Raw genomic sequence first — 25,131 nt, 5'->3', positions numbered from 1 at the left:
ATCCATCGCGGCCGTGCTTGCTGTACAAGGGCGCATGGATACCCCTGTGCGCAGCGATGCCGACCTGCTCCGCGTCAATCGCGGCTTCTACGAGGCGCTCTGGGCGCAGGCGACGCTGGTCGAGCCCGAGCGCTTCAACACCTGGCCGCTGCTGCGCGAGCTGGCCGCCGCGGCACCCCGGCGGCTGGAAGTCGCGCCGGGCCTGCGCCCGCGCCTGCCGCTGCAAGGCACCTGCTTCGTCGACCTGAGCCACGCGGCGCTGCGCCAGTTGCGCGCCAGGGGCGCCAACGCCATGCACGGCATGATCGGCGCCCTGCCCTGCGCCGATGCGCAGTTCGACCTGGTGTGCGCGTTCGACATCCTCGAACACGTGGCCGACGACGAAGGCGCGCTGCACGAGCTGGCCCGCGTGGCGGCGCCGGGGGCGACGCTGCTGCTGTCGGTACCTCTGCATGCCGACGCGTGGACGGCGTTCGACGAGTTCGTCGGCCACTGCCGCCGCTACGAGCCGGAGGCGATCGAGGCCAAGCTCGCGGCGCACGGCTTCGCGCTGGAGCGCAGCGCGATCTATGGCATGCAGCCGAAGTCCTCGCGGCTGCTGGACCTGGGGCAATGGTTCCTGACCCATCGGCGCGAGCGCGCGATGTGGTGGTACAACCACGTGTTCATGCCGTTGGGGCTGCGCTTCCAGAAGCCGCTCCAGTGGCGGGCGGGGTTGCCCGAGGTGGACGGGGTGGATGAGGTGCTGCTGGTCTGCCGGCGCATTGCCCGCGCTTGAGGTGACGTTTCGGCCTCATCCTTCGAACACGATCGGTTCGGACTGTTTTTCAAGCGCACTCCAAGGCGGCCTTGCCGCACCGCAGCATTCCAGGCGCAAAGCCACTAGAATGGAGCTTTGCCCCACGCACCGGTCCGCCATGCTCTACCAACTCCATGAATGGCAGCGCGCCTTCCTGGGCCCGATGAGCTACTTCGCGCAGGCCAGCGCGAAGATGTTCAGCGAGCCGGGCAGCCTGCTCGCACAGTGGCCGGGCGCGGCGCGCTGGGCGGCCGGTTGCGAGCTCATGTACCGGCTGGGCAAGGAGTACGAGAAGCCCGCCTTCGGCATCCACGAGATCCAGGCCGCCGGCCGCACCGTCGCGGTGGTGGAACAGACCGCGCTGGAACTGCCGTTCTGCCAGTTGAAGCGCTTCAAGCGCTACAGCGACGACCCGACGGTGATCGAGGCGATGCGCCAGCAGCCGGTGGTGCTGGTGGTGGCGCCGCTCTCCGGGCATCACGCGACGCTGCTGCGCGATACCGTGCGCACGCTGCTGCGCGACCACAAGGTCTACGTCACCGACTGGGTCGACGCGCGCATGGTGCCGGCCGAGGCCGGCATGTTCCGGCTGGACGACTACGTCGCCTACGTCGAGCGCTTCATCCGGCACATCGGCGCGGGCGAGCTGCACGTGATCTCGGTATGCCAGCCGACCGTGCCGGTACTGGCCGCGGTCTCGCTGATGGCCGCCCGCGGCGAGCAGACGCCGCGCAGCCTGGTGATGATGGGCGGTCCGATCGACCCGCGCCGCAGTCCCACCAGCGTCAACGACCTGGCCACCACGCAGCCGCTGTCCTGGTTCGAGGCCAACCTGATCCACACGGTGCCGGCCAATTATCCGGGCCGCGGCCGCAAGGTGTATCCGGGCTTCCTGCAGCATGCCGGCTTCGTCGCCATGAATCCGGGCAGGCACCTCACGTCGCACTGGGATTTCTATCTGGATCTCCTGCGCGGCGACCTGGACGACGCCGAGGCGCATCGGCGTTTCTACGACGAGTACAACGCGGTGCTCGACATGCCGGCCGGCTACTACCTGGACACCATCAGCACGGTGTTCCAGCAATGTCTGCTGCCGCGCGGACTGTGGGACGTCGCCGGCGAGCGGGTGAATCCGGCGGCGATCACGCGCAGCGCCCTGCTCACCATCGAGGGTGAGCTGGACGATATCTCCGGGCTGGGCCAGACCGAGGCGGCGCATGCACTGTGCGGCGGCATCCCGGCGAAGCGGCATGCCCATCGGGTAATCGAGGGCGCCGGCCATTACGGCATCTTCAGCGGCCGGCGCTGGCGCGAGACGGTCTATCCGCAGGTGCGCGACTTCATCCGGCGCTTTTCCGGCACGTGCTGACGCGGCTCAGCGCAACGGATGGCGCGCGACGCCCTCGCGCGTCATCTTCACCGGAAGGATAAGGCCGCGCGCGTCGAACTCGAGCTTGTCGATGCACACCACGCGGTGGTTGGCCGCCGTCTCGCCCTTGGGGCGGCGGTGGTAGACGATGTACCACTGCCCGTCCGGCGTGTGCAGCAGCGAATGGTGCCCGGCTCCGGTGGCGATCGCCGGATCCTGCTTCAGGATCTTGCCGATGCGCTTGAACGGACCGGTCGGCGAATCGCCGATCGCATAGGCGACCGAGTAGTCCGGCCCGGTCCAGCCGCCCTCGGACCACATCAGGTAGTAGCGGCCGTCGCGCTTGAACATCATCGGCCCCTCGACGTAGTGCTCGGGCGTGATCTCCTTGAACACCGTGCCGTCGTCGAAGGGCTGGAACGCGGTGAAGTCGTCCTTCAGACGCGCGATGTTGGCGTGCTTCCAGCCGCCGTAGATCAGGTAGTACTGCCCGTCGTCGTCGCGGAACACCGACTGGTCGATCGGCTGCGCGCCGTTGTGGAACGCGCCCACCAGCGGCTTGCCCAGCAGGTCGCGGAACGGCCCTTCCGGGCGGTCGGCCACCGCCACGCCGATGCCGCCAATCTCGTGGTCGTTCTGAATGTCGTTGGCGGCGAAGAACAGGTAGTAGCGCCCGTCCTTGGCCACTATCGCCGGCGCCCACATCGCGCGCTTGGCCCAGCTGACCGCGTGCACGTCGAGCACGTGGGGATGGCGTGTCCAGCGGACCAGGTCCGGCGAGGAAAAGGCATCGATGAACAGCTGGCGGTCGTAGGCATCCGACCAGGTGGGATAGATCCAGTATTGCTTGCCGAAGATCGCCGCCTCCGGATCGGCATACCAGCCCGGGATGACCGGGTTGCCGGCGTGCGTCGCGTCGCCATGCGTGTTGCCGGCCACTGCGGACGAGACCATGGCACACGCCAGTGCGACGGCCTGCAGCAGCGCCCATGCGCGCGCCGGATTGCGCCGGCGGCTCACGCTGTGCGCTCCCGCGCGAAGAAGGCGCGGAACGCATCGGCCGTGCGGGCGATGCCGTCGTCGTCCACGTCCAGGTGCGTGACCAGCCGCAGCGTGGGCAGGTAGCCGATGCTGATGCGGATGCCGGCATCGCGCAGGTGCGCATCCAGCTCGCGCAGGCGCTCCGCGGGTACTTCGACGAAGACCATGTTGGTGTGCTGGCCGAGCAGGCGCAGACCCGGGAGCTCGCCCAGCTGCGCCGCGAGCCGGGCGGCGCGGGCATGGTCGTCGGCCAGCCGCGCGACATGATGGTCCAGCGCATGCAGTCCGGCCGCGGCCAGCAGGCCGGCCTGGCGCCAGCCGCCGCCGGTGACCTTGCGCCAGCGCCGCGCCTTGTCGATCAGCGCGGCCGAACCGACCAGCACCGAGCCGACCGGCGCGCCCAGGCCCTTGGACAGGCACACCGACACGCTGTCGAAATGCCTGGCGATCTCGCGCGCGGGCACGCCCGCAGCCACCGCCGCGTTGTACAGGCGTGCGCCGTCCAGGTGCAGCGCCAGGCCGCGCTCGCGCGCGAAGTCGTGCGCGTCACGCAGGTAATCCATCGGAAGTACGCGGCCGTGCCACGTGTTCTCCAGCGCCAGCAGGCGCGTGCGCGCGAAGTGCGGGTCGACCGGCTTGATCGCCGCGGCCACGCGCTCCAGCGGCAGCGCGCCATCGGCATCCTGCACGATCGGCTGGGGCTGGATCGAGCCCAGCACCGCCGCGCCGCCGCCCTCGAACTTGTAGGTGTGCGCATCCATGCCGACCAGGTATTCGTCACCGCGCTCGCAGTGCGACATCAGCGCCAGCAGGTTGGACTGCGTGCCGCTGGGCACGAACAGCGCGTCCTCGAAGCCCAGCTCGCCGGCCAAGCGCTGCTGCAGCGCGTTGACGGTCGGGTCCTCGCCGTAAACGTCGTCGCCCACCGGCGCATCCTGCATCGCCGCGCGCATGGCGGAGGTCGGCCGGGTCACCGTATCGCTGCGAAGATCCACCCAGTCCACGTTGCACCTCGCCGTCGCTGTAAAAAGGCAGCTTGGCGCGCGGCGGTGCGGGAGGCAAGCACCGGAGACGGCGCACAAAAAACCCGCGACGGGCGCGGGCGAAGATGGTGGGTCGTCCGAGACTCGAACTCGGGACCAATAGATTAAAAGTCTACTGCTCTACCAACTGAGCTAACGACCCATCAAGCGAACGGGCGATTTTAAGGTTTGCGTGCAGGACGCACAAGCAAAGCGCACCGCAGCGTGCTTGCCGTGGGGTGGGCTTGAGCCCGCCAGTCCTTCCGCAAAAGGAAGGTGGCTGAAGTCCCAACCTACGACGACAGGTCACGCGTAGCGCGTGGGATCGGCGAGCCCCGCAGCGCGGAAGCCTTCGGCGCGCAGGCGGCAGGCGTCGCAGTGGCCACAGGCGCGGCCCTGGGCGTCGGCCTGGTAGCAGCTGACGGTCTGCGCGAAATTCACGCCCAGGCGTCCGCCCTCGCGGGCGATGTCGGCCTTGCTCATGCGCATCAGCGGCGCGTGGATGCGCAGGCCCGCGCCCTCGACGCCCGCCTTGGTCGCGACGTTGGCCAACTGTTCGAAGGCGTCGATGAAAGCGGGCCGGCAATCGGGATAGCCCGAGTAGTCGACCGCGTTGACCCCGCAGAAGATGTCGCTGGCGCCCAGTACCTCGGCCCATCCAAGTGCGATCGACAGCATGATGGTGTTGCGCGCCGGCACGTAGGTGACGGGGATGCCTTCGCCGCCCCCGCTCTTTGTGAGATCGGTCGGGACGTCGATGTCGGCGGTCAGTGCGGAGCCGCCGATGCTGCGCAGGTCGACCTGCACGGTCTTGTGCTCGAGCGCGCCCTGCGCGCGGGCGACGCGTTCGGCGGCCTCCAGCTCGGAACCGTGGCGCTGGCCATAGGCGACGCTGAGCGCGTGGACTGCGAAGCCGCGTTCGCGCGCGATGGCGAGGGTGACGGCCGAGTCCATGCCGCCGGAGACGAGCACGACGGCCTTGCGGGAAGGGGTTGCGGACATGGGATGGTTTCCTTGCGTGCGGCCGGTCACCGGCCGGAAAGCGCTCGCGGCGTCACAGGCCGCAGCACTGGCATTTCTGAAAAGTGCAACCATGGATAGCTGCTTTTTTTTCGACTTTCGCGTTCATGGATGAACGCACAAGTCACCTTCCGGGCGCGTCGTTCCACAGCAGCTTGTGCAGCTGCATCTGGAAGCGGACCGGCAGGCGATCCTCGAGGATCCACTCGGCGAGCTCGCGCGGCTGCACCGCACCGTGCACCGGCGAGAACAGCACCATGCAACGGCGCTCCAACGCGTGCTCGGCCACCACGCCGCGCGCCCATTCGTAGTCGGCGCGGCTGGCGATGACGATCTTGACCTGGTCGTGCGGCAGCAGGTGGTCGAGGTTGCTCCACAGGTTGCGCGCGCTTTCGCCCGAGTCCGGTGCCTTGAGGTCCATCACCTTGCGCACGCGCGGATCGACGGTCGCGACGTCCAGCGCGCCGGAGGTTTCCAGCGAAACCTCGTAGCCGGCGTCGCACAACCTGCGCAGCAGGACCAGGCAGCGCTTCTGCGCCAGCGGCTCGCCGCCGGTCACGCAGACGTGGCGCGCGCCGTGGCGGGCCACTTCGGCCAGGATGTCGTCGACGGCATGCCACTGGCCGCCGTGGAACGAATACTCGGTATCGCACCACACGCAGCGCAGTGGGCAGCCGGTGAGGCGCACGAACACGGTGGGCCAGCCGATCGCGTCGGCCTCGCCCTGGATCGAATGGAAGATCTCGGTGATGCGCAGGCGCTCGGCCACCGGCGCGGCGGGCGCCATGCCCGCGTCACTGCCCATCACCGCAAGCCTCAGCGGATCGCCGATTGCAGTTGCAGTCGGCGCAGGCGTTCCAGCGCCAGGCTGGCGGCGCGGGAGTTGGGATACTTGCTGGCGACCTGCTGCAACGTGGCCTTGCCCGCGTCGGCCTGCTTGAGCTCGAGCTGGCTGTAGCCGACCTTGAGCAACGCGTCGGGCGCCTTCTCGCTCTGCGGGAACTGCGAGAGCAGCCGCTGGAAAGCCTCCAGCGCCACCGGGTAGTTCATCGTGACGTAGTAGGACTCGCCCAACCAGTACCAGGCGTTCGGCGTGAGCGTGTTGGCCGGATACTGCTGGATGAAGCTGCGGAAGCCGCGCGAAGCCTGCGCATAGTCGCCGCCGCGCAGCGCCTGGAAGGCGGCGTCATAGGCGGCCTGTGCGTTGGCGTCGGGCGCCGCGGCCGGCGCGCTGCCGCCGCTGGCCGGCGCGGCGGTGGACGCCTGCGCCGGGTTGGCCGGGGTCGCTGCGGCAGCGGCCGAACCGGCGGGAGCCGGGGCGGCGTTGGCGCCCGCGGCGGGGGAATTCGTGCCGGCGCCGTTGCCCTCGAGGCGGCCCAGCCGCGAATCGAGGTCGATGTACTGCGCCTTGTTCTTGTCCTGCATCTGCTGCAGCTGGTGCTGCAGTTCCTCGACCTGGCCCTGCAGTTGCTGCACCTGCGCCTGCAGTTGCTGCACCTGGTTCACCAGGCTGGTGCCGCCCTGGTTCTGCGCCTGCGCCTGCTGCTCCAGCCGCGTCACGCGGTCGGCGAGGCTCAGCCGGGAATCCTGTGCGAAGGCCGGGACGGCGAACAGCATGGCGGACGCGATCGCGCCCGCCATGCCGAGCCTGGCCTTGAACTGCTTAGCCAGTGCGGTCTTCATTACTTCGCCGTGTAGACGATCTCGACGCGACGGTTCTTGCTCCAGCAATCCTCGTTGTGCTCACGGCACACCGGCTTTTCCTTGCCGTAGGAGATCACTTCGACCTGGCTGGCCGAGCCGCCGTTCGCCTGCAGGGCGTCGGACACGGCATTGCCGCGGCGCTCGCCGAGGCCCAGGTTGTACTCGCGGGTGCCGCGCTCGTCGGTGTTGCCTTCCAGGCGGATGTGCGACTCCGGACGATCCTGCAGGTACTTGGCATGGCAAGCCATGATCTGCTGGAACTCCGGCTTGATCTCGGTCTTGTCGAAGTCGAAGTACACGACGCGCTGGCGCAGGCAGGCGTCGGTGTCGAGGTCGGCCGGGGTGTACTTGTTGCTTTCCGGCGCCGGCTGGGTGGCGGGCTGCTGCTCCGGCTGGGGCTGCGGCTTGACTTCCTGCTTCTTCGAGCAGGCAGCTGCGCCGATGCACAGCAGGGCGACCAGGGCGACGCGTGCGGTCTTATTCATGGGTGACGTTCCTTCAAAACGGGTTTGAGTTCCGACAGTCAATGACGATTGCGGTGTTGGGACAGTTTCGCCGGTGGTCCGGCTTGTTGTGTGAAGCTTGGTACTGCCGCGGGCCAGGCGCTTGTTGTCGCGCCTGGCAACCGATTGGCTGGACGCCCTTGCCAGGCGGCCGCCAGAAGCGAAATGACGCCGAGGCGTCGTTTCGGCCCGCTCCATGGGCATTCCGCCGGGCCGCTTGCGCGTCCCAACGGAAAATAAAACTCAACGCTGCCGGTACGGACCCCAGGCCGGCTCGCGGACATCCCCGTCGGACAGCACGAGGCGCTGGCGGACCTGGCCATCGGCCGAAACGGCATACAGCACGCCGCGGCGCCCTTCCGTGGCCGCGTACAACAGCATGCTGGCGTTCGGTGCGAAACTCGGGGAGTCGTCAATCGGACCGGGCGAGATGAAGCGCACCTGCCCACCCAGACTGCGATCCATGATGGCAATACGATACACGTTCCCATTGCCCTGCACCATCGCGATCAGCTTGCCGTCGTAGCTGACGTCGGCATTGGCGTTGTTCTGGCCTTCGAAGCTGATGCGGGTGGGCGAGCCGCCGCTGGCCGACATCTGGTAGACCTGCGGCCGGCCGGAACGGTCGGAGGTGAAGTAGATGCTCTGCCCATCCGCCGACCAGGTCGGCTCGGTATCGATCGACAGGCTGTTGGTCAGGCGCGTCTCGTGGCGCGAGGCCATGTCGATCACGAAGATCTCCGGATTGCCCACGTAGGACAGCGACACGGCCAGCTTGCTGCCGTCCGGCGACCAGGCCGGGGCGCCGTTGATGCCCTTCTTGTGCGCGGCGACCAGTTGGCGCGCACCGGTGGTGATGTCCTGCACGTAGACCTGCGAGTTGCCGCTCTCGAAGGAGACGTAGGCGATCTTCTTGCCGTCCGGCGACCAGGCCGGCGACAGCAGCGATTCGCGCGAGCGCGCGACCACCTGCGGGTTGTAGCCGTCCGAATCGGCCACGATCAGCGAATACGTGGTGTTGTTGCCCAGGCCCACCGCGGTGACGTAGGCGATGCGCGTCCAGAACGCGCCACGCACACCGGTGATCTTCTCGTAGATCTGGTCGGCGATCTGGTGGGCGACGCCGCGCAGATCGCCGGCCGGCGCGGTGAACGCCTGGGCCAGCAGGCTTTGCTGCTTGTTGACGTCCCACAGCTCGTACTCGACGCGCAGCAGGCCACCGCCGGCGTCGCTGATGCGGCCGACGGTGATGTAGTCCTGCTTGAGCAGTCGCCAGGTGGCGAACTTGATGTCGGCGCCGCGCGAGGGCGATTCGACGATCTCGCTCTTGGCCAGCGCGCGGAACTTGCCCGAGCGGTTGAAATCGTTGCGGATCACGTCGGCCACGTCGGTCGGCAGCGGCGCGCCGCCGTTCTGCGCGAACGGCACCACGGCGATCGGCGTGGCGGTCTTCAGGCCGCCGACGATGTCCACGTTGAGCGACTGCGCGCCCGCCGGCGCGACCACGAGCGCGGCCAGGCACAGCACGGCGAAGGCGAAAAGCGTTTTCAATTTGCGCATGGATGACTCACTGGGGCCGGAAGGTAAGCGTAAGTTCGCGCTGGAAAACGCTCTCGAAGCCCTTGTAGGGCAAGGTCTTGGTTCGCAACACGGCATTCTCGATCGACCGCTTGCCGGCATCGTCGTAGGGACAACTGGAATCGACCTTGGCGCTCATCACGTCGCCGCCGGGCAGCTGCACGATGTGCACGACACAAGGAACATCCGGCATGTTATCCGGACGTAACCAGTTGGGCGTGACCGCATTCTGAATGGCCGCTGCATACTGGTCGGCCAAGGTGCTGTTCTGGGCGTTGTTGCCGGTCTGGCGCTGCGCCGCGCGCGGCAGGTCGGCCTGGCCGTTGTCCTGCGCGTCCTTCAGGTCTTCCATCTGCTGCTTGGCCTGCTTGGCGCGGTTCTCGGCCTTCTGGCGCGCGTTGGCGGCCGCGTCCATCTTGGCGAACAGCTCGTCCAGCTGCTTTTTCTGCTCTTCCTTCTTCTTGGCCGCCTGGGCGTCCAGTTCGGCCTGGCGCTGGCGCTGTTTCTCTTCCTGCTCCTTCTTCGCGTCCTCGGCCTTCTGCAGCGCGTCGGCCACGACCTTTTCCTGGTCGATGACGTCCGGATGCTCCGGCGGCGGCGGCAGTGTCTTGATCTCCGGCGGCGGCGTCTTGACGTCCGGCGGGGTCACCGTGGGCGGCGGCGGGATGGTCGGCACCGGCTTGGCGTTCTTGACGGCCTTCGGCGGCGGCGCGCCGGTGGGGCCGATCAGCGTGGCCTCGATCACCGGGCCTTGCAGCTCCAGCGGCTTGGCGCAGGTGATCGGGTTCCAGCCCGCCGGCAGGTGCAGCGTGGCGAACAGGCTCTCGTAGAACGAGCACGGCACGATCGCCAGCGCAAGGAAGCCGACGATACCCAGGTGCAGGACGGCGGACAGCAGCACCGCCGTGGAGGTGCCCTTATTTTCGCGCATTGTCCGCGCCCGCACCCGGCGGCTGGCTCATCAGGCCGACCTTGCTGACCCCGGCCTGCTGCAGCTCGGCGAGCACCTGGTAGACGCCGTCGTACTTGCCTTCGCGGTCGCCCGCGACCAGCACGCTGATGTCCGGGTTGGCCTGGACGAAGGCGGCCACCTTGGCCTGCATGGTGGCGGCGTCGACCGGCTCCTTCTTGGCACCTTCCAGCGTCAGGTACAGGCTGCCATCGGCACCGACCGAGATGACCACCGGGTTTTTCTTGTCCTGCAGCGACTTGGCGTTGGCCTGCGGCAGGTTGACGTCGACGTTGGAATTGAGCATCGGCGTGGTGACCATGAAGATGATCAGCAGCACCAGCATCACGTCGATGTAGGGCACGACGTTGATCTCGGACTTGAGCTTCATGCGCTTGTGGCGCGCGGCGCTTCGCATGGCCATGGCTGCCCCCGTCAGACCGCTTCGTCGGTCTGGATCTGCCGCTGCAGCACCGAGGAGAACTCTTCCTGGAACACCTCGTAGCGCGAGGCGACGCGCTCGACCTTGTTGGCGTAGCGGTTGTACGCCCATACCGCCGGGATCGCGGCGAACAGGCCCATCGCGGTGGCGATCAGCGCCTCGGAGATGTGCGGCGCGACCGCGGCGATGGTGACGTCCTTGACCTCGCCCAGGCCCTGGAAGGCGCCCATGATGCCCCACACGGTGCCGAACAGGCCGATGTACGGGCTGATCGAGCCGACGTTGGCGAGGAATTCCAGGTTGCGTTCGAGCCCGCCGATCTCGCGCGTGCCGGCCACGCGCATGGCGCGCTCGGTGCCTTCCATCACCACGCGCATGTCATGCGTCTTGCGCTGGCGCTGGCGGGCGAATTCGCGGAAGCCCGATTCGAAGATCGTCTCCATGCCGCCGTTGTCGGCGCCGCGGCCGCTCACCTCGCGGAACAGGCCGGCCAGGTCGCCGCCGGACCAGAAGCGCTCCTCGAACGCCTCGGCGTTCTCCATCGCCGCCTTCATCTGCGAGTACTTGCGGAAGATGATCACCCACGACAGGAACGAGAACACCAGCAGCAGCAGCATCACCAGCTGCACGGGCAGGCTGGCCTCGGTGACCAGTTTGATGATGTTCAGTCCACCGTTCATGGCTTGGGGGTTCTCCGGGGCGTGCTTTTCAAAAAGGGGCGAGCGTTCAGGGGGCGAGGCCGGGGATGAGGTCGGCCGGGATCGGTGCCGGGCGCATGCGGTTGAGGTCCACGCAGGCGACCCGCACCTGCGCGCGGACCAGCTCCGTGCCGTCCGCCCGGCCGATCGCTTGATCGAACAGGATACTGGCTGAACGCCATGCTTTGACCGCCACCGTCACCGACAATTCATCATCCAGCAGGGCCGGCCGCAGGAAATCCAGCTCCATCGCCCGGACCATGAAGGCCAGGCCGGTGGCCTTCTTGAACGCCAGTTGGTCGACGCCCTGCGCGCGCAGCCACTCGCTGCGGGCGCGTTCCAGGAAGCGCAGGTAGCTGGCGTGGTAGACCACGCCGCCGGCGTCGGTGTCTTCCCAGTAGACGCGGACAGGCCAGGTGAAGGGGGCGGCTTGAAGCATGTTCATGGCGCTCGAACGGGTGAATGGGACGGCAGGGGAGCGAAATTCGACGTCCTGCATGCAGGGCGGACGGAAGTCGAAATCAAAGGCCGGCGTCGCCGTCGAACATGTCGCCCATCATCGCCTGCCGCGGCGGCGGATTGCGGCCCAGGTGCCGCCAGGCCTTGGCGCTGGCCATGCGCCCGCGCGCGGTGCGGATCAGGAAGCCCTGCTGGATCAGGTACGGTTCGACCACGTCCTCCAGCGTGCCGCGGTCCTCGGACAACGCGGCGGCCAGCGACTCGACGCCGACCGGGCCGCCGTCGAAGTTCTCGATGATGGTGGCGAGCATGCGCCGGTCCAGCTCGTCGAAGCCTTCGGCGTCGACCTTGAGCATGCCCATCGCCGCCTGCGCCGCGGCCAGCGTGATCCTGCCGCCCGCGCGCACCTCGGCGTAGTCGCGCACGCGGCGCAGCAGGCGGTTGGCGATGCGCGGGGTGCCGCGCGAGCGGCGGGCGATCTCCTGCGCGCCCTCCACTTCGCAGTCGATGCCCAGGATGCGCGCCGAACGGCGCACGATCGCAGTCAGTTCGTCGGGCGAATAGAACTCCAGCCGCTGCACGATGCCGAAGCGGTCGCGCAGGGGGGCCGTGAGCAGGCCGGCGCGCGTGGTCGCGCCGATCAGCGTGAACGGCGGCAGGTCCAGCTTGATCGAGCGCGCGGCCGGACCCTCGCCGATCATGATGTCGATCTGGAAGTCCTCCATCGCCGGATAGAGCACCTCCTCGACCACCGGCGAGAGGCGGTGGATCTCGTCGACGAACAGCACGTCGTTCTTCTCGAGATTGGTCAGCAGCGCGGCCAGGTCGCCGGCGCGCTCCAGCACCGGGCCGGAGGTCGAGCGGATATTGACGCCCAGTTCGTTGGCGATCACGTGCGAGAGCGTGGTCTTGCCCAGCCCCGGCGGCCCGAAGATCAACACGTGGTCGAGCGCCCCGCCACGCTTGCGGGCCGCCTCGATGTAGATCGACAACTGCTCGCGCACCGCCTGCTGACCCAGGTATTCGGCCAGGCGCTGCGGGCGGATCGAGGCTTCCAGCGCCTCGTCGTCGAGCTGGGCGGCGGGGGTGATGATGCGCGCTTCGGTCATGCGGGCATTATGGCAGGCCGGCAAGGGCCTCGTAGGGTGGGCTTCAGCCCACCATGCACCCGCGGGAAACCGGCGGTGGGCTGAAGCCCACCCTACGCCTTCCCGCTAGATCTCCACCTGCGCGCCGAGTTCGATCAGCCGGTTGCCCGGGATCTGGAAGAACGCCGTGGCCGGCAGCGCGTTGCGCGCCAGGAAGGCGAACAGCTTGTCGCGCCAGAGCGCCATGCCGGGGCGGCGCACGTCGGCGACGATGGTCTCGCGCGAGAGGAAGAAGGTGGTGTCCATCAGGTCGAAGGTGAGCCCTTCGCGGCCGCACATCGACAGCGCCTGCGGGATATTGGGATCCTCCGCGAAGCCGAAGCGCAGCTCCAGCCCGTAGAAGCCGCCGTCCATCGGGGTGATCTCGATGCGCTCGTCGGCCTCGGCCACCGGCGTCTCCAGGATCTGCACGGTGAGCATCACGTTGCGCTCGTGCAGCACCTTGTTGTGCTTGAGGTTGTGCAGGAGGGCGTGCGGCACCGCGTACTGGTTGGCGGTGAGGAACACCGCCGTGCCTGGCACGCGCAGCGGCGGGTGCTCGGCCATGTTCTCGATGAACGGCGCCAGCGCCAGCCCGCCCTGCTTGATCTCGCGCACCACCAGTTCGCGGCCGCGCCGCCAGGTGGTCATCACGGTGAACAGGAACAGGCCCAGCACCAGCGGGAACCAGCCGCCGTCGGGGATCTTCAGCGTATTGGCGCCGAAGAAGGACAGGTCCACGCACAGCAAGCCGATGGTCAGCGGAATCACCGCCGCCAGGCTCCAGTTCCAGCGGCGCCACGCCACCAGCATCACCAGCAGCGTGTCGATCGCCATGGTGCCGGTCACCGCGATGCCGTAGGCGCCGCCCAGCGCCTTGGACGAGCCGAAGCCGACCACGGTCAGGATCACCATCACCATCAGCGCGCGGTTCACCCACGGCAGGAAGATGTGGCCGATCGCCTCGCGCGAGGTATGCACCACCTGCATGCGCGGCACGAAGCCGAGCTGGATCGCCTGGCGGGTCACCGAGAACGCCCCGGAGATCACCGCCTGCGAGGCGATCACCGCGGCCGCGGTGGCCAGCACGATCATCGGGTAGCCGGCCCAGTCCGGCACCGCGTGGAAGAACGGATTGGCTGCGGCCTTCGGATCGTGCAGCAGCAATGCGCCCTGGCCGTAGTAGTTGAGCAGCAGCGATGGCATCACGAAGAAAAACCACGCCGCGCGGATCGGGAACCGGCCGAAATGGCCCATGTCGGTGTACAGCGCCTCGGCGCCGGTCACGCACAACACCACGGCGCCCAGTGCGACGAACGAGATCACGCCATGGGATGCGAAGAAGCGCACCGCGTACCAGGGCGAGAGTGCCTTGAGCACTTCGGGGGCCTGGATGAGGTTCCATACGCCGATCGCCGCCAGCGCAAGGAACCAGATCGCCATCACCGGTCCGAACAGGGCACCCACCTTTGCCGTGCCGTGCTTCTGCAGCCAGAACAGGAACAACAGCACCAGCACCGCGAGCGGCACCACCCAATGTTCCAAACCCGGCGCCATCACTTCCAGGCCCTCGACCGCTGATAGCACCGTCATCGACGGCGTAATCACGCCGTCGCCGAAGAACAGCGCCGCACCCAGCAATGCCATGAGCACGATCACTCGGCGAGCCAACGGCGAGCTGCCGACCCCGCGCTGGGCCAGCGTCATCAACGCCATGATGCCGCCCTCGCCTCTGTTGTCAGCACGCATCATGAGAGTGACGTACTTGATCGCCACCACGCTCACCAGCGCCCAGGTGACCAGTGAAAGCACGCCGAGCACGGTGCTTTCCTGGGGATGCAGGCCGTACTCGGGCCGGAACACTTCGGCCATCGTGTACAGCGGGCTGGTGCCGATATCGCCGAACACCACGCCAATGGCGCCCAGGATCAGCGCGCGCTTGGTGCCGTGCAGTTGCTCGGCGGCCTCGGTCGGCGCGTTACGGGTTGCGTCGTTCATCTGTGTGCTCACGCACCCAGCGCGGCGCGCAGCGCCTTGCGGATGATGGTTTCGGCATCGTCGCCCTCGGCGGCGACCTTCTGTACCAGCCGGGTGACTTCGGCCGGCTTGTAGCCCAGTTGCTGCAGGGCGACGGTGGCTTCGCCGGCCGGATCCAGCGGCGCGCCTGCGCCCTTGCCGCCGAGCCCCGGCAGTGCAGCGCCCAGGCCCTCGACCCGGTCGCGCAGTTCGACCACCATGCGCTCGGCGGTCTTCTTGCCGATGCCCGGGATCTTGGTCAGCGCGACCACGTCTCCGGCCTGCACCAGCCGCGCGAAGTCGGCGGTGGAGACGCCCGAGAGCACCGCCAGCGCGATCTTCGCGCCGATGCCGGACACCTTCTGCAGGTTGCGGAACAGCGCGCGCTCGTCCTCGCGCAGGAAGCCGTACAGCGCGACGCTGTCCTCCTTCACCGCGTGATGGGTGAGCAGGGTGACTTCCTTGCCGGTCTGCGGCAGGTCGTAGATGGTCGACATCGGCGCTTCCAGCTCGTAGCCGACGCCGCCGACGTCCACCAGCAGCCAGGGCGGCTGCTTGGACACCAGGATGCCGCGCAGTCGTCCGATCATCGCCGTCTCCAGGCCGTGCGGGGAATGCCCACGCGCGCGAGGCTCGCGCGCGTGTGCGCATGGGTCACCGCGATCGCCAGCGCGTCGGCCGCGTCCGGCTGCAACGGGCCCTTCAGGCCGAGCAGGAATCCCACCATGTGCTGTACCTGCGCCTTGTCGCCGCGGCCGCTGCCGACCACGGCCTGCTTGATTTCGGTGGGCGCGTATTCGTGCACCGCCAGGCCCTTGGCGGCCACGGCGCAGATCGCCGCGCCGCGCGCCTGGCCGAGCTTCAGCGCCGAATCCGGGTTGCGCGCCATGAACACCCGCTCGATGCCGCATTCGGCCGGCCGGTGGACCTCGATGATGGCCGCCAGCTCGTCAAAGATGCGTTTCAGGCGCAGCGGGAAGGTGTCCTCGCCCGCCACCGCCAGCGCGCCGTGGTGCACGTGCGTGAGCTTGCCCGCCGCGTCGACGTCGATGATCCCGAAGCCGGTGCGCTGGCTGCCGGGATCGATGCCGAGGATGCGGCAGGCGGATGCTTCTGGCCGGGTGGTCATGCCGGACACGACTGCGGCGGCGTACTACGCATCACCGGCCCGGTCGTCAGCCATCGGCCGGCAGCAGGGCGTTGTGATAGACCTCGCTCACGTCGTCCAGCGCATCGAGGCGTTCGAGCAGGTCGGTGAGTGGCTCGAGCACGTCGTCGGGCACGGCCACGCGGTTGTTCGCGCGCATGCCCACGCCGGCGTGCAGCGACTCCAAGCCGGCCCCGGCCAGCGCCTGCTGTACCGCCTCGAAGTTCTCCGGCGCGCAGATCACGGTGCTCTCGCCGTTCTCGTTGACCACGTCGTCGGCGCCGGCCTCCAGCGCCGCCTCCAGCACCTTCTCCTCGGCTGCTTCGTCGCCGCCGGTGGCGAAGGTGAGCTCGCCGCAGCGGGTGAACTGGAACGCCACGGAGCCGGAGGTGCCCAGGTTGCCGCCGTGCTTGGTCAGCGCGTGGCGCACGTCGGCGACCGTGCGGGTCGGGTTGTCGGTGAAGCAGTCGATGATCATCGCCACGCCGCCCGGGCCGTAGCCCTCGTAGCGCAGCTCCTCGCCGGCGCCTTCGGCGCCCGAGCCGCGCTTGATCGCGCGCTCGATGGTGTCCTTGGTCATGTTGGCCGACAGCGCCTTGTCCACCGCCGCGCGCAGGCGCGGATTGGCGGCCGGGTCGGCGACGCCGGCGCGGGTGGCAACGGTGATTTCGCGGATCAGCTTGGTGAACACCTTGGCGCGCTTGGCGTCTTCGGCGTTCTTGCGGCCTTCGATGGACGGGCCTCTACCCATGGGGGAAAACCTGAACAATGGACAAGCGGCCGATTTTACTCCAACCGGCGCGCAAACCACTCATTCCTGCAGGGGCTCGTCCAGGGCGGGGGCGAAACGGCCGTGGCGGAGGAAATGCACCGCCTGGCGGGCCGCGTCGGCCGACAGCAACAGGCCGGTATGGCTGGTCTCGACCACGCAATGGTCCGCCAGCCCGGGGAGCTGCGTCTCGGCGACGGCCACGGTGCCGTCGTGCTCCCCTTCCATGTGCGTCAGCATGGCGCCCAGGCCGATCGGCACGCGGCCGGCGATCATGCCGGCCTCGCGCGCGCCCTCCCAGCGCTCCATGCCGTTCTCCAGCAGCTCGCGGTTGTGCCCCAGCAACGCCTCGCCGCCCTGGCCGAATCCGGCGAAGCCGCGCGCGGCGGCACTGCCCTTGACCGGCGAGCCGAGGCAGACGATCCGTCCCGGCGGCAGCTCGGCCGCCTCGCGGCAGGCCTGCAGCGCAAGCAGGCCGCCCAGGCTGTGGCCAACCAGGTGCACCGGGCCGGGCGCGAAGCGCTGCATGCGCCGGTGCAGGCGCTCGACGATGCGCTCCTGCGAGGACACCACGCTCATGTAGTCGAAGCGGTCGACCGCGAAGCCGGCGTCGGCCATCCGCTTGTGCAGCAGGCCGAGCGCGAAGCCGCGCATCCACAGGCCGTGCAGCAGGATGATCTGGTCGGGCATGGGTCTGAGCTGCCGGGAACAGGGAACGGGAACAGGGAACGGGATGTTCACTGCAAGCTTTTGGGCCCGGCCCCAGCCAGGCTTCCTGGACGCGCGCGGGTGGAGGAGCGGAGGAGCTTACCGTTCCCCGTCCCCCGTTCCCCGTTCCCCGCCTCTCACAGCCACATGCAGCTCCTTCAACTGCGCCTCGGCCACCGGCGAAGGCGCGTCGGTCATCAGGTCCTGCGCGCTGGTGGTCTTGGGGAAGGCGATCACGTCGCGGATCGATTCGGTGCCGGCCATCAGCGCGGCGATGCGGTCGATGCCGAAGGCCAGGCCGCCGTGCGGCGGCGCACCGAACTTCAGCGCCTTGAGCAGGAAGCCGAACTTGGCCTCGGCCTCCTCCGCGCCGATGCCGAGCAGCTCGAACACCGCGCTCTGCATGTCCGGGCGATGGATACGGATCGAGCCGCCGCCGATCTCGTTGCCGTTGAGCACCATGTCGTAGCCGCGGCTGACCGCCGTGGCGGCGTTGGCCTTGAGGTCGGCGATGTCGTCGACCTTCGGCGCGGTGAACGGATGATGCAGGGCGACGTAGCGCTGTTCCTCGTCGTCGTACTCGAACATCGGAAAGTCGGTGACCCACAGCGGCTTCCAGCCCGCCTCGACCAGGCCGCGTTCCTTGCCGACCTTCAGGCGCAGCGCGCCCATGAAGTCGGTGACCGGCTTCCACTTGCCCGCACCGACGAAGATGATGTCGCCGGTCTGCGCGCCGGATGCGGACAGCACGGCTTCCAGCGCCGCGTCGTCCAGGAACTTCGCGACCGGCGAGCTCACGCCCTCACGACCCTTGGCGCGATCCTCGACCTTGATCCAGGCCAATCCCTTGGCGCCGTACCGGGCGACGTATTCGGTCAGGCCGTCGATGTCCTTGCGCGAGAGCGCGGCACCGCCCGGCACGCGCAGCGCCGCCACGCGGCTGGCCGGATCGTTGGCCGGCTCGGCGAACACCTTGAACTCCACGCCCTTCAGCGCCTCGGCCACGTCCACCAGCTCCAGCGCGATGCGCAGGTCGGGCTTGTCCGAACCGAAACGGCGCATCGCCTCGGCGTAGGTCATGCGCGGAAACGTGGCGTCCAGCTCGACGTCCACCACTTCCTTGAAAACGTGGCGGATCAGCCCTTCGACGAAATCCTGCACGTCCTGCTCTTCGACGAAGGCGAATTCGAGGTCGAGCTGGGTGAATTCCGGCTGGCGGTCGGCGCGCAGGTCCTCGTCGCGGAAACAGCGGGCGATCTGGTAGTAGCGGTCGAAGCCCGCCATCATCAGAATCTGCTTGAACAGCTGCGGCGACTGCGGCAACGCGTAGAACTGGCCCGGATGCACGCGGCTGGGCACCAGGTAGTCGCGCGCGCCCTCGGGCGTGGCCTTGGTCAGGATCGGCGTCTCGATGTCCTGGAAGCCGCGCGCGTCGAGGTAGCGGCGCAGCGCCTGCACCAGCCTGATGCGCCGGCGCATCATCGTCTGCATCTCCGGGCGGCGCAGGTCGAGGTAGCGGTAGGTCATCCGCAGGTCCTCGTTGGGGTTCTCGTGCAGCGCGAAAGGCAGGTCCTTCGCCGCGTTGAGCACCTCGACCGTGTCGGCCAGCAGCTCCACCGTGCCGGTCTTCAGCTTGTCGTTGACCGACAGGCGCCGGCGGATCGTGCCGGTGACCTTCAGGCAATACTCGTTGCCGACCTCGCCCGCCACCGCGAAGGCGCCCGCGTTCTCGCGCTCGACCACCACCTGGGCGAGACCCTCGTGGTCGCGCAGGTCGATGAAGGCGACGTGGCTCTGCAGGCGGATCGTGTTGATCCAGCCGCACAGGGTGACGGTCTGGCCGACCAGCGACTCGTCGATGAGGCCGCAGTAGTGCGTGCGCATAGGAAGGGAAACTCCGGGGCGTGGTGCCGATGGGGCGTGCGAATCGGCGATTTTAGCATCCGCCGTTGCGCGATGAGCCTTCATCCACCCGGCCGTGGGCATCCACGCGGCGTGTGGCCCTTGCCCGGGGCGGACGGTTGCCGGAGACCCCTCCACCGCGCGCGCCGACGCCGTTGCGCAGGCGCGACTGGGCAGCCGTGTTCAGTCGCCGCTGGCGGCGGGCTTGCTCTCGCTCGCCGGTGCAGGCGCCGGCGCGGGGGCGGGACTGGCCGCCTTCGCCTCGCCATCCCCCGCCAGGTTGCGCTTCTTGTCGCCGTCCTTCTTGAAGTCGGTCTCGTACCAGCCGTTGCCGGCCAGGCGGAACGACGGGGCGCTCAGCTTGCGCTGCACGCGCGGCGCGGCGCAGGAAGGACACGCCGACGGGTCCGGGTCGGACAACTTCTGCAGTCGATCGAAACGATGCCCGCACTGGGCACACTCGAATTCGTAGATGGGCATGGAACGAAAACTCCGGGCAGGCCGCCCCGTGAACAGCTGGTGCGCATTATCGAGTCGTCTGTCGCGATTTCAATGGCGCGCGCCTTGGCGCGGCCTGGCGCCGGGAGTAGCCTGCCCGATGGCGCGCATGGACTTCACGCGACACCACGCCTGCGCGCGCCCCAGTGGACGTCGAAACGTCCGTCGCCCCCGATGCGCTCCATCGGCCGTGCATCGCCCCGCACCGTTACAGGAGTTCCCCGTGAAGCATCCCCGCCCGCTCCCCCGTCTCGCGCTGCTCCCGGCCGCGTTGCTGCTCGCCTGCTCCGCCGCGCACGCACAGGACACGAGCGCCGCCGCACAGAAAGCCAAGAACCTCGGCACCGTGATCGTCACCGGCACGCGCGCCGACAACCGCACCGAAAGCAGCTCGCTCACCCCGGTCGACGTGGTCTCGGCCCAGTTGCTCAAGCAGACCGGCACCACCGAACTTTCCACCGCGTTGGCGCGGGTGATTCCCTCGCTGACCTTCCCGCGCCCCTCGGCCGCCGACACCGCCGACTCGCAGCGTCCCGCGCAGCTGCGCGGCCTATCGCCGGACCAGGTGCTGGTGCTGGTCGACGGCAAGCGCTGGCACCCGGGCGCGATCATCCTGACCAACGGCGTGCTCGGCCGCGGCTCGCAGGCGGTCGACCTCAACACCATCCCGATCGACGCCATCGACCACATCGAGGTGCTGCGCGACGGCGCCTCGGCGCAGTACGGCTCCGACGCCATCGCGGGCGTGATCAACATCGTGCTGAAGAAGGGCGCCGAGGGCGGCGATGTGGCGCTCTCGGGCGGCGAGTACTCCGCTGGCGACGGGCGCAAGTGGCAGGGCTCGGCCAATGCAGGCATTCCGCTGTCCGACGCCGGCTGGATCCGCTTCACCGCACAGGCCGGCCACCAGGACTACACCAACCGCGCCGGCCCCAACCGCACGCGCCCGCAGGAGGGCGTGACCCAGCGCTACGGCGATCCGGAAGTCACCGACCGCAACCTGATGCTCAATGCGCAGTACGACCTGGGCGGCGCGCAGCTCTACGCCTTCGGCCACTACGGCAAGCGCAACTCGGTGTCTCCGGCGTTCTTCCGCAACCTGGACAACGCCAACGCGGTGCCGTCGCTCTACCCCAACGGCTACCTGCCGCTGGAGAACGCCGACGCCACCGACCGCTCGCTGGTGGCCGGCATCCGCGGCAAGACCGCCGGCGGCTGGCGCTGGGACGTTTCCGGCAACTACGGCGGCAACCGGGTTTCGTACGCGACCTTCAACACGCTCAACCGGGCGTACCTCGAGGACTTCGGCAGCACTCCGACGCGTTTCCACGACGGCATCCTTGACGCCGCGCAGCAGTCGCTCGACTTGGACATCGCCAAGGACCTGTCGGTCGGCTGGCTGCCCAATGACGTGACGCTCGCCTTCGGCGCCGAATACCTGCGCCAGAGCTACCAGATCCGGGCCGGCGACCTGCCTTCCTACTACACCGGCACCTCCGGCTTCTCCGGCGGCGCGCAGGGCTTCGGCGGTTACCAGCCGGTCAACGCCGGCTCGCACAGCCGGCACGACGTGGCCGAGTACCTGAGCCTGGAAACCAACCTGACCGACCGCCTCGGCGGTTCGCTGGCGGTGCGCCACGAGGACTACTCGGACTTCGGCACCACCACCTCCGGCGCACTGGCCGGGCGCTTCGACTTCACCGACCGCTTCGCCCTGCGCGGCAGCGCCTCGACCGGCTTCCGCGCGCCGTCGCTGGCGCAGCAGTTCTATTCGTACACGTCCTCGCTGTACTTCGGCGCGGGCAACTCGCTCGGCCTGCCCGCGGGTATCTACAACACCGGACTGGTGTCCTCGACCAGCGGCATCGCCATGCTGCTGGGCGGCGAGCCGCTGAAGCCGGAGAAGTCGCGCAACCTTACCTTCGGCGCGGTGTGGAGTCCGGCCGACGGCCTCGACCTCAGCGCGGACATCTACCAGATCAAGATCCGCGACCGCATCACCCTGTCCAGCACGATCTCCACCACCTCACCGGCGGTGCGCGACTACCTCACCGCCAACGGCATCACCAACACCAACTTCAGCGGCATCTCCTATTTCACCAATGCGGTGGACACGCGCACGCGCGGCATCGACCTGGTCGCAAGCTACCTGTTCGACGTCGGCGACGGCGCCTCGCTGCACACCACCATCAGCTACAACTACAACAAGAACGAAGTAACCGACGTGCGGCCCAACCCGGCGGTGCTCGATGCCCTGGGCGTCAGCTTCAAGCGCATCGACCGGCGCGACCAGTTCGGCCTGCTGGCCGACACCACGCCACGCAGCAAGCTGATCTTCAACTGGCTCTACACCAGCGGCCGCTGGAGCCTGGACAGCACGCTGACCCGCTACGGCAGCTTCACCTCGTACAACTCGACCGACCCGACGCTGGACCAGGTGTTCGATTCGAAATGGCTGTTCGACCTGGCGCTGAACTACTCGCTGGACCGCTGGATGTTCACGGTGGGCGCGGACAACGTGTTCGACACCTATCCCGACCGGGTGATCCAGGCGAGCGACAACAACGGTGCCATGCCGTACAGCGTGTTCTCGCCGTTCGGGTTCAATGGTGCGTACGTGTACGGGAAAATCCGCTACAGCTGGTAGTTCCCACTTACCTCGAATCTGCTCCCTCTCCCCTCCGGGGAGAGGGAGCCAAGCGGCGTCAGGCGGCTCGGAAGGTCAAGTGCCCGCCCTCGGCGTCCACATGGATCGTGGTGCCAGGCGCGAAGCGGCCCTCGAGGATCTCCCTCGCCAGCGGGTTCTCCAGCTGCTGCTGAATCGCCCGCTTGAGCGGCCGCGCGCCATAGACCGGGTCGAAGCCCACGTTGCCCAGCAGCGCCAGCGCGTTGTCGCCGATGTCGAGCTTGAGGTCGCGCTCGGCCAGGCGCTTCTCCAGGTAGGCCAGCTGGATCTTCGCAATGGCGCGGATCTGGTTCTTCTCCAGCGGCCGGAACACCACCAGCTCGTCCAGGCGGTTGATGAACTCGGGCCGGAAGTGCGCCTGCACCACGCCCATCACCGCGGCCTTCATCTTGGTGTACTGCTCCTCCGCATCGCCGCCCGCGTCGGCCGCGTCCTGGATCATCTGCGAGCCCAGGTTGGAGGTCATCACGATGACGGTGTTGCGGAAGTCCACCGTGCGGCCCTGCCCGTCGGTCAGGCGGCCATCGTCGAGCACCTGCAGCAGGATGTTGAACACGTCCGGGTGCGCCTTCTCCACCTCATCCAGCAGGATCACCGCGTAGGGCCGGCGGCGTACCGCCTCGGTGAGATAGCCGCCTTCCTCGTAGCCGACGTAGCCCGGGGGCGCGCCGATCAGGCGGGCGACCGAGTGCTTCTCCATGAACTCGCTCATGTCGATGCGCACCATCGCTTCCTGCGTGTCGAACAGGAATTCGGCCAGCGCCTTGCACAGCTCCGTCTTGCCCACGCCGGTGGGACCTAAGAACAGGAACGAGCCATACGGACGGTTCGGGTCCGACAGGCCCGCGCGGGCACGGCGGATCGCGTCGGAGACGGCGCGGACGGCCTCGTCCTGGCCGACCACGCGCTTGTGCAGCGCCGCTTCCATGTGCAGCAGCTTCTCGCGCTCGCCTTCGAGCATCTTGGACACGGGAATGCCGGTCCAGCGCGAGACGACCTCCGCGATCTCCTCGTCGGTGACGCGGTCCTGCACCAGCTTGAATTCCTGCTTTTCGGCCGCCTGCGCGGCGGCGAGTTGCTTCTCCAGTTCCGGCAGGCGGCCGTACTGGATCTCGCTCATCTTGGCGTAGTCCTGCCGGCGCTGGGCCGATTCCAGCTCCAGCCGCGCGGCCTCGATCTGCTCCTTGATCTTGGTCGCGCCCTGCAGCGCGGCCTTCTCCGACTTCCACACTTCGTTCAAGTCGGAGAACTCGCGCTCGAGCTTCTCGATGTCGCTTTCGAGATCCGCCAGGCGTTTCTTGGAGGCCTCGTCGGTCTCCTTCTTGAGCATTTCGCGCTGGATCTTCAGTTGCGTGAGGCGACGCTCAAGGCGGTCGAGCTCCTCCGGCTTGGAATCGATCTCCATGCGGATGCGCGAGGCTGCCTCGTCCATCAGGTCGATCGCCTTGTCGGGCAGTTGGCGATCGGTGATGTAGCGGTTGGATAGCGTCGCCGCGGCGACGATCGCCGGATCGGTGATCTCCACGCCGTGATGCACGGCGTAGCGCTCCTTCAGGCCGCGCAGGATGGCGATGGTGTCCTCCACGCTCGGCTCGCCGACAAATACCTTCTGGAAGCGGCGCTCCAGCGCGGCGTCCTTCTCGATGTACTTGCGGTACTCGTCCAGCGTGGTGGCGCCGATGCAGTGCAGCTCGCCGCGCGCCAGCGCCGGCTTGAGCATGTTGCCCGCGTCCATAGCGCCCTCGGCCTTGCCGGCGCCGACCATGGTGTGCAGCTCGTCGATGAACAGGATCACCCGGCCTTCCTGCTTGGCCAGGTCGTTGAGCACGGCCTTCAGGCGTTCCTCGAACTCGCCGCGGAACTTGGCGCCGGCGATCAGCGCACCCATGTCCAGCGCGAGCACGCGGCGGTCGCGCAGGCCCTCGGGCACTTCGCCCTTGACGATGCGCTGGGCCAGGCCCTCGACGATGGCGGTCTTGCCCACGCCGGGTTCGCCGATCAGCACCGGGTTGTTCTTGGTGCGCCGCTGCAACACCTGGATCGTGCGGCGGATCTCCTCGTCGCGGCCGATCACCGGGTCGAGCTTGCCGCTCTCGGCGCGCGAGGTCAGGTCGACGCAGTACTTTTCCAGCGCCTGGCGCTGGTCCTCGGCGTTCTCGCTCTGCACCTTCTCGCCACCGCGCACTTTTTCGATCGCAGCCTCGAGGTTGGCCCTGGTGGCGCCGGCGGCCTTCAGTGCCGCGCCGATTTCACCCTTGTCCTCCAGCGCAGCCAGCACGAACAGCTCGCTGGCGATGAACTGGTCGCCGCGCTGCTGCGCCAGCTTGTCGGTGAGGTTGAGCAGGCGGGTCAGGTCGTTGCCGACGCTGATGTTGCCCTCCTGCCCGCGCACCTGCGGCAGGCGGCCCAGGATCTCGCCGACGCGTTCGCGCAATGCCGGCACGTTGACGTGCGCCTGGGTCAGGAGCGGCGCGGTCGAGCCGCCCTGCTGGTCCAGCAGCGCCGCCATCACGTGCGCCGGCTCCAGGATGTTGTTGTCGCGGCCCACGGCCAGCGACTGCGCGTCGGCCAGCGCCTGCTGGAAACGCGAAGTGAGTTTGTCCATCCGCATGATCGGGATTTCCTCGGGAATCGTGGGCGGCCCCCGCCGCAATGCGAAGGAAATAGGGGCGTCTCAGCAGCCTTCAAGACAAT

23 protein-coding genes and 1 tRNA gene are annotated in these 25,131 nt (G+C 68.2%); 3 read left to right on the top strand and 21 right to left on the bottom strand.

Features of this window, described 5'->3' with window-relative positions:
- Positions 1–34 precede the first annotated feature (34 nt).
- The gene (locus tag AAIL17_RS13360) at positions 35–778 is read left to right on the top strand and encodes a class I SAM-dependent methyltransferase (RefSeq protein ID WP_424683340.1); all 744 of its coding nucleotides are present in this window, start codon (positions 35–37) and stop codon (positions 776–778) included.
- Positions 779–917: 139 nt separating this feature from the next.
- Positions 918–2,168 (top strand): polyhydroxyalkanoate depolymerase, encoded by a 1,251-nt coding sequence (locus AAIL17_RS13355; RefSeq protein ID WP_424683339.1) that lies wholly within the window; start codon positions 918–920, stop codon positions 2,166–2,168.
- Positions 2,169–2,174: 6 nt separating this feature from the next.
- On the opposite strand, the gene AAIL17_RS13350 is transcribed toward AAIL17_RS13355, so the two are convergent.
- The 20 genes from AAIL17_RS13350 to AAIL17_RS13255 form a co-directional block, all read right to left on the bottom strand.
- Positions 2,175–3,188, bottom strand: a complete 1,014-nt coding sequence (locus tag AAIL17_RS13350) for a glycoside hydrolase family 43 protein (protein ID WP_424683338.1) — start codon at positions 3,186–3,188, stop codon at positions 2,175–2,177.
- Positions 3,185–4,213, bottom strand: a complete 1,029-nt coding sequence (gene ltaE / locus AAIL17_RS13345; protein WP_424683337.1) for a low-specificity L-threonine aldolase — start codon at positions 4,211–4,213, stop codon at positions 3,185–3,187. The genes AAIL17_RS13350 and ltaE overlap by 4 nt, the downstream gene beginning before the upstream one ends.
- 105 nt (positions 4,214–4,318) lie before the next feature.
- Positions 4,319–4,394 (bottom strand) — tRNA-Lys (locus AAIL17_RS13340).
- A gap of 143 nt (positions 4,395–4,537) precedes the next feature.
- Positions 4,538–5,233, bottom strand: a complete 696-nt coding sequence (queC, locus tag AAIL17_RS13335) for a 7-cyano-7-deazaguanine synthase QueC (RefSeq protein WP_424683336.1) — start codon at positions 5,231–5,233, stop codon at positions 4,538–4,540.
- Positions 5,234–5,375: 142 nt separating this feature from the next.
- Positions 5,376–6,056, bottom strand: a complete 681-nt coding sequence (gene queE / locus AAIL17_RS13330; protein WP_424683335.1) for a 7-carboxy-7-deazaguanine synthase QueE — start codon at positions 6,054–6,056, stop codon at positions 5,376–5,378.
- A gap of 11 nt (positions 6,057–6,067) precedes the next feature.
- Entirely contained in the window at positions 6,068–6,934 is an 867-nt protein-coding gene (gene ybgF, locus AAIL17_RS13325; RefSeq protein WP_424683334.1) for a tol-pal system protein YbgF, read from the bottom strand.
- A complete protein-coding gene (gene pal / locus AAIL17_RS13320; RefSeq protein ID WP_091339827.1) occupies positions 6,934–7,440 on the bottom strand; it encodes a peptidoglycan-associated lipoprotein Pal in 507 nt (168 codons plus the stop codon). Before pal ends, ybgF begins: the two co-directional genes overlap by 1 nt.
- 261 nt (positions 7,441–7,701) lie before the next feature.
- On the bottom strand, positions 7,702–9,018 hold the full coding sequence (tolB, locus tag AAIL17_RS13315; protein WP_424683333.1) for a Tol-Pal system beta propeller repeat protein TolB: 1,317 nt from the start codon (positions 9,016–9,018) through the stop codon (positions 7,702–7,704).
- A gap of 7 nt (positions 9,019–9,025) precedes the next feature.
- On the bottom strand, positions 9,026–9,967 hold the full coding sequence (tolA, locus tag AAIL17_RS13310; RefSeq protein WP_424683332.1) for a cell envelope integrity protein TolA: 942 nt from the start codon (positions 9,965–9,967) through the stop codon (positions 9,026–9,028).
- On the bottom strand, positions 9,954–10,403 hold the full coding sequence (gene tolR, locus AAIL17_RS13305; protein WP_424683355.1) for a protein TolR: 450 nt from the start codon (positions 10,401–10,403) through the stop codon (positions 9,954–9,956). The genes tolA and tolR overlap by 14 nt, the downstream gene beginning before the upstream one ends.
- A 17-nt stretch (positions 10,404–10,420) precedes the next feature.
- Positions 10,421–11,107 (bottom strand): protein TolQ, encoded by a 687-nt coding sequence (tolQ, locus tag AAIL17_RS13300; RefSeq protein ID WP_424683331.1) that lies wholly within the window; start codon positions 11,105–11,107, stop codon positions 10,421–10,423.
- Positions 11,108–11,153: 46 nt separating this feature from the next.
- The gene (gene ybgC, locus AAIL17_RS13295) at positions 11,154–11,564 is read right to left on the bottom strand and encodes a tol-pal system-associated acyl-CoA thioesterase (RefSeq protein ID WP_424683354.1); all 411 of its coding nucleotides are present in this window, start codon (positions 11,562–11,564) and stop codon (positions 11,154–11,156) included.
- Positions 11,565–11,646: 82 nt separating this feature from the next.
- Entirely contained in the window at positions 11,647–12,693 is a 1,047-nt protein-coding gene (gene ruvB / locus AAIL17_RS13290; protein ID WP_424683330.1) for a Holliday junction branch migration DNA helicase RuvB, read from the bottom strand.
- A 105-nt stretch (positions 12,694–12,798) separates the two neighbouring features.
- Positions 12,799–14,709 (bottom strand): potassium transporter Kup, encoded by a 1,911-nt coding sequence (locus AAIL17_RS13285; protein WP_424683329.1) that lies wholly within the window; start codon positions 14,707–14,709, stop codon positions 12,799–12,801.
- Between the two features lie 8 nt (positions 14,710–14,717).
- Complete coding sequence (ruvA, locus tag AAIL17_RS13280) at positions 14,718–15,317, bottom strand: Holliday junction branch migration protein RuvA (protein ID WP_424683328.1); 600 nt, start codon at positions 15,315–15,317, stop codon at positions 14,718–14,720.
- Complete coding sequence (gene ruvC, locus AAIL17_RS13275; RefSeq protein WP_424683327.1) at positions 15,314–15,856, bottom strand: crossover junction endodeoxyribonuclease RuvC; 543 nt, start codon at positions 15,854–15,856, stop codon at positions 15,314–15,316. The genes ruvA and ruvC overlap by 4 nt, the downstream gene beginning before the upstream one ends.
- A gap of 46 nt (positions 15,857–15,902) precedes the next feature.
- On the bottom strand, positions 15,903–16,625 hold the full coding sequence (locus AAIL17_RS13270) for a YebC/PmpR family DNA-binding transcriptional regulator (protein ID WP_424683326.1): 723 nt from the start codon (positions 16,623–16,625) through the stop codon (positions 15,903–15,905).
- A 60-nt stretch (positions 16,626–16,685) separates the two neighbouring features.
- Positions 16,686–17,333 (bottom strand): esterase/lipase family protein, encoded by a 648-nt coding sequence (locus AAIL17_RS13265; protein WP_424683325.1) that lies wholly within the window; start codon positions 17,331–17,333, stop codon positions 16,686–16,688.
- Between the two features lie 117 nt (positions 17,334–17,450).
- Positions 17,451–19,235 carry an aspartate--tRNA ligase gene (gene aspS, locus AAIL17_RS13260; protein WP_424683324.1) on the bottom strand — a complete coding sequence of 595 codons (1,785 nt, stop codon included), beginning with the start codon at positions 19,233–19,235 and terminating at the stop codon, positions 17,451–17,453.
- Positions 19,236–19,436: 201 nt separating this feature from the next.
- Positions 19,437–19,733, bottom strand: a complete 297-nt coding sequence (locus tag AAIL17_RS13255) for an FmdB family zinc ribbon protein (RefSeq protein WP_424683323.1) — start codon at positions 19,731–19,733, stop codon at positions 19,437–19,439.
- 241 nt (positions 19,734–19,974) lie between these two features.
- On the opposite strand from AAIL17_RS13255, the gene AAIL17_RS13250 reads away from it, so the two are divergent.
- On the top strand, positions 19,975–22,398 hold the full coding sequence (locus AAIL17_RS13250) for a TonB-dependent receptor plug domain-containing protein (RefSeq protein ID WP_424683322.1): 2,424 nt from the start codon (positions 19,975–19,977) through the stop codon (positions 22,396–22,398).
- Between the two features lie 58 nt (positions 22,399–22,456).
- Here the strand turns inward: AAIL17_RS13250 and clpB are convergent, their stop codons facing one another.
- Positions 22,457–25,048 (bottom strand): ATP-dependent chaperone ClpB, encoded by a 2,592-nt coding sequence (clpB, locus tag AAIL17_RS13245; RefSeq protein WP_424683321.1) that lies wholly within the window; start codon positions 25,046–25,048, stop codon positions 22,457–22,459.
- Positions 25,049–25,131: the final 83 nt, after the last annotated feature.

This window comes from Frateuria sp. YIM B11624 (assembly GCF_049727805.1).
Lineage (GTDB): Bacteria > Pseudomonadota > Gammaproteobacteria > Xanthomonadales > Rhodanobacteraceae > Frateuria_A.
This window is presented reverse-complemented; position numbering and strand designations above follow the sequence as displayed.

Coding starts and splice junctions, on each gene's coding strand:
- AAIL17_RS13360 (WP_424683340.1), top strand. CDS start 35: ATGGATACCCCTGTGCGCAGCGATGCCGACCTGCTCCGCGTCAATCGC.
- AAIL17_RS13355 (WP_424683339.1), top strand. CDS start 918: ATGCTCTACCAACTCCATGAATGGCAGCGCGCCTTCCTGGGCCCGATG.
- queC (WP_424683336.1), bottom strand. CDS start 5,233: ATGTCCGCAACCCCTTCCCGCAAGGCCGTCGTGCTCGTCTCCGGCGGC.
- queE (WP_424683335.1), bottom strand. CDS start 6,056: ATGGGCAGTGACGCGGGCATGGCGCCCGCCGCGCCGGTGGCCGAGCGC.
- ybgF (WP_424683334.1), bottom strand. CDS start 6,934: ATGAAGACCGCACTGGCTAAGCAGTTCAAGGCCAGGCTCGGCATGGCG.
- pal (WP_091339827.1), bottom strand. CDS start 7,440: ATGAATAAGACCGCACGCGTCGCCCTGGTCGCCCTGCTGTGCATCGGC.
- tolB (WP_424683333.1), bottom strand. CDS start 9,018: ATGCGCAAATTGAAAACGCTTTTCGCCTTCGCCGTGCTGTGCCTGGCC.
- tolA (WP_424683332.1), bottom strand. CDS start 9,967: ATGCGCGAAAATAAGGGCACCTCCACGGCGGTGCTGCTGTCCGCCGTC.
- tolR (WP_424683355.1), bottom strand. CDS start 10,403: ATGCGAAGCGCCGCGCGCCACAAGCGCATGAAGCTCAAGTCCGAGATC.
- tolQ (WP_424683331.1), bottom strand. CDS start 11,107: ATGAACGGTGGACTGAACATCATCAAACTGGTCACCGAGGCCAGCCTG.
- ybgC (WP_424683354.1), bottom strand. CDS start 11,564: ATGCTTCAAGCCGCCCCCTTCACCTGGCCTGTCCGCGTCTACTGGGAA.
- ruvB (WP_424683330.1), bottom strand. CDS start 12,693: ATGACCGAAGCGCGCATCATCACCCCCGCCGCCCAGCTCGACGACGAG.
- AAIL17_RS13285 (WP_424683329.1), bottom strand. CDS start 14,709: ATGAACGACGCAACCCGTAACGCGCCGACCGAGGCCGCCGAGCAACTG.
- ruvA (WP_424683328.1), bottom strand. CDS start 15,317: ATGATCGGACGACTGCGCGGCATCCTGGTGTCCAAGCAGCCGCCCTGG.
- ruvC (WP_424683327.1), bottom strand. CDS start 15,856: ATGACCACCCGGCCAGAAGCATCCGCCTGCCGCATCCTCGGCATCGAT.
- AAIL17_RS13270 (WP_424683326.1), bottom strand. CDS start 16,625: ATGGGTAGAGGCCCGTCCATCGAAGGCCGCAAGAACGCCGAAGACGCC.
- AAIL17_RS13265 (WP_424683325.1), bottom strand. CDS start 17,333: ATGCCCGACCAGATCATCCTGCTGCACGGCCTGTGGATGCGCGGCTTC.
- aspS (WP_424683324.1), bottom strand. CDS start 19,235: ATGCGCACGCACTACTGCGGCCTCATCGACGAGTCGCTGGTCGGCCAG.
- AAIL17_RS13255 (WP_424683323.1), bottom strand. CDS start 19,733: ATGCCCATCTACGAATTCGAGTGTGCCCAGTGCGGGCATCGTTTCGAT.
- clpB (WP_424683321.1), bottom strand. CDS start 25,048: ATGCGGATGGACAAACTCACTTCGCGTTTCCAGCAGGCGCTGGCCGAC.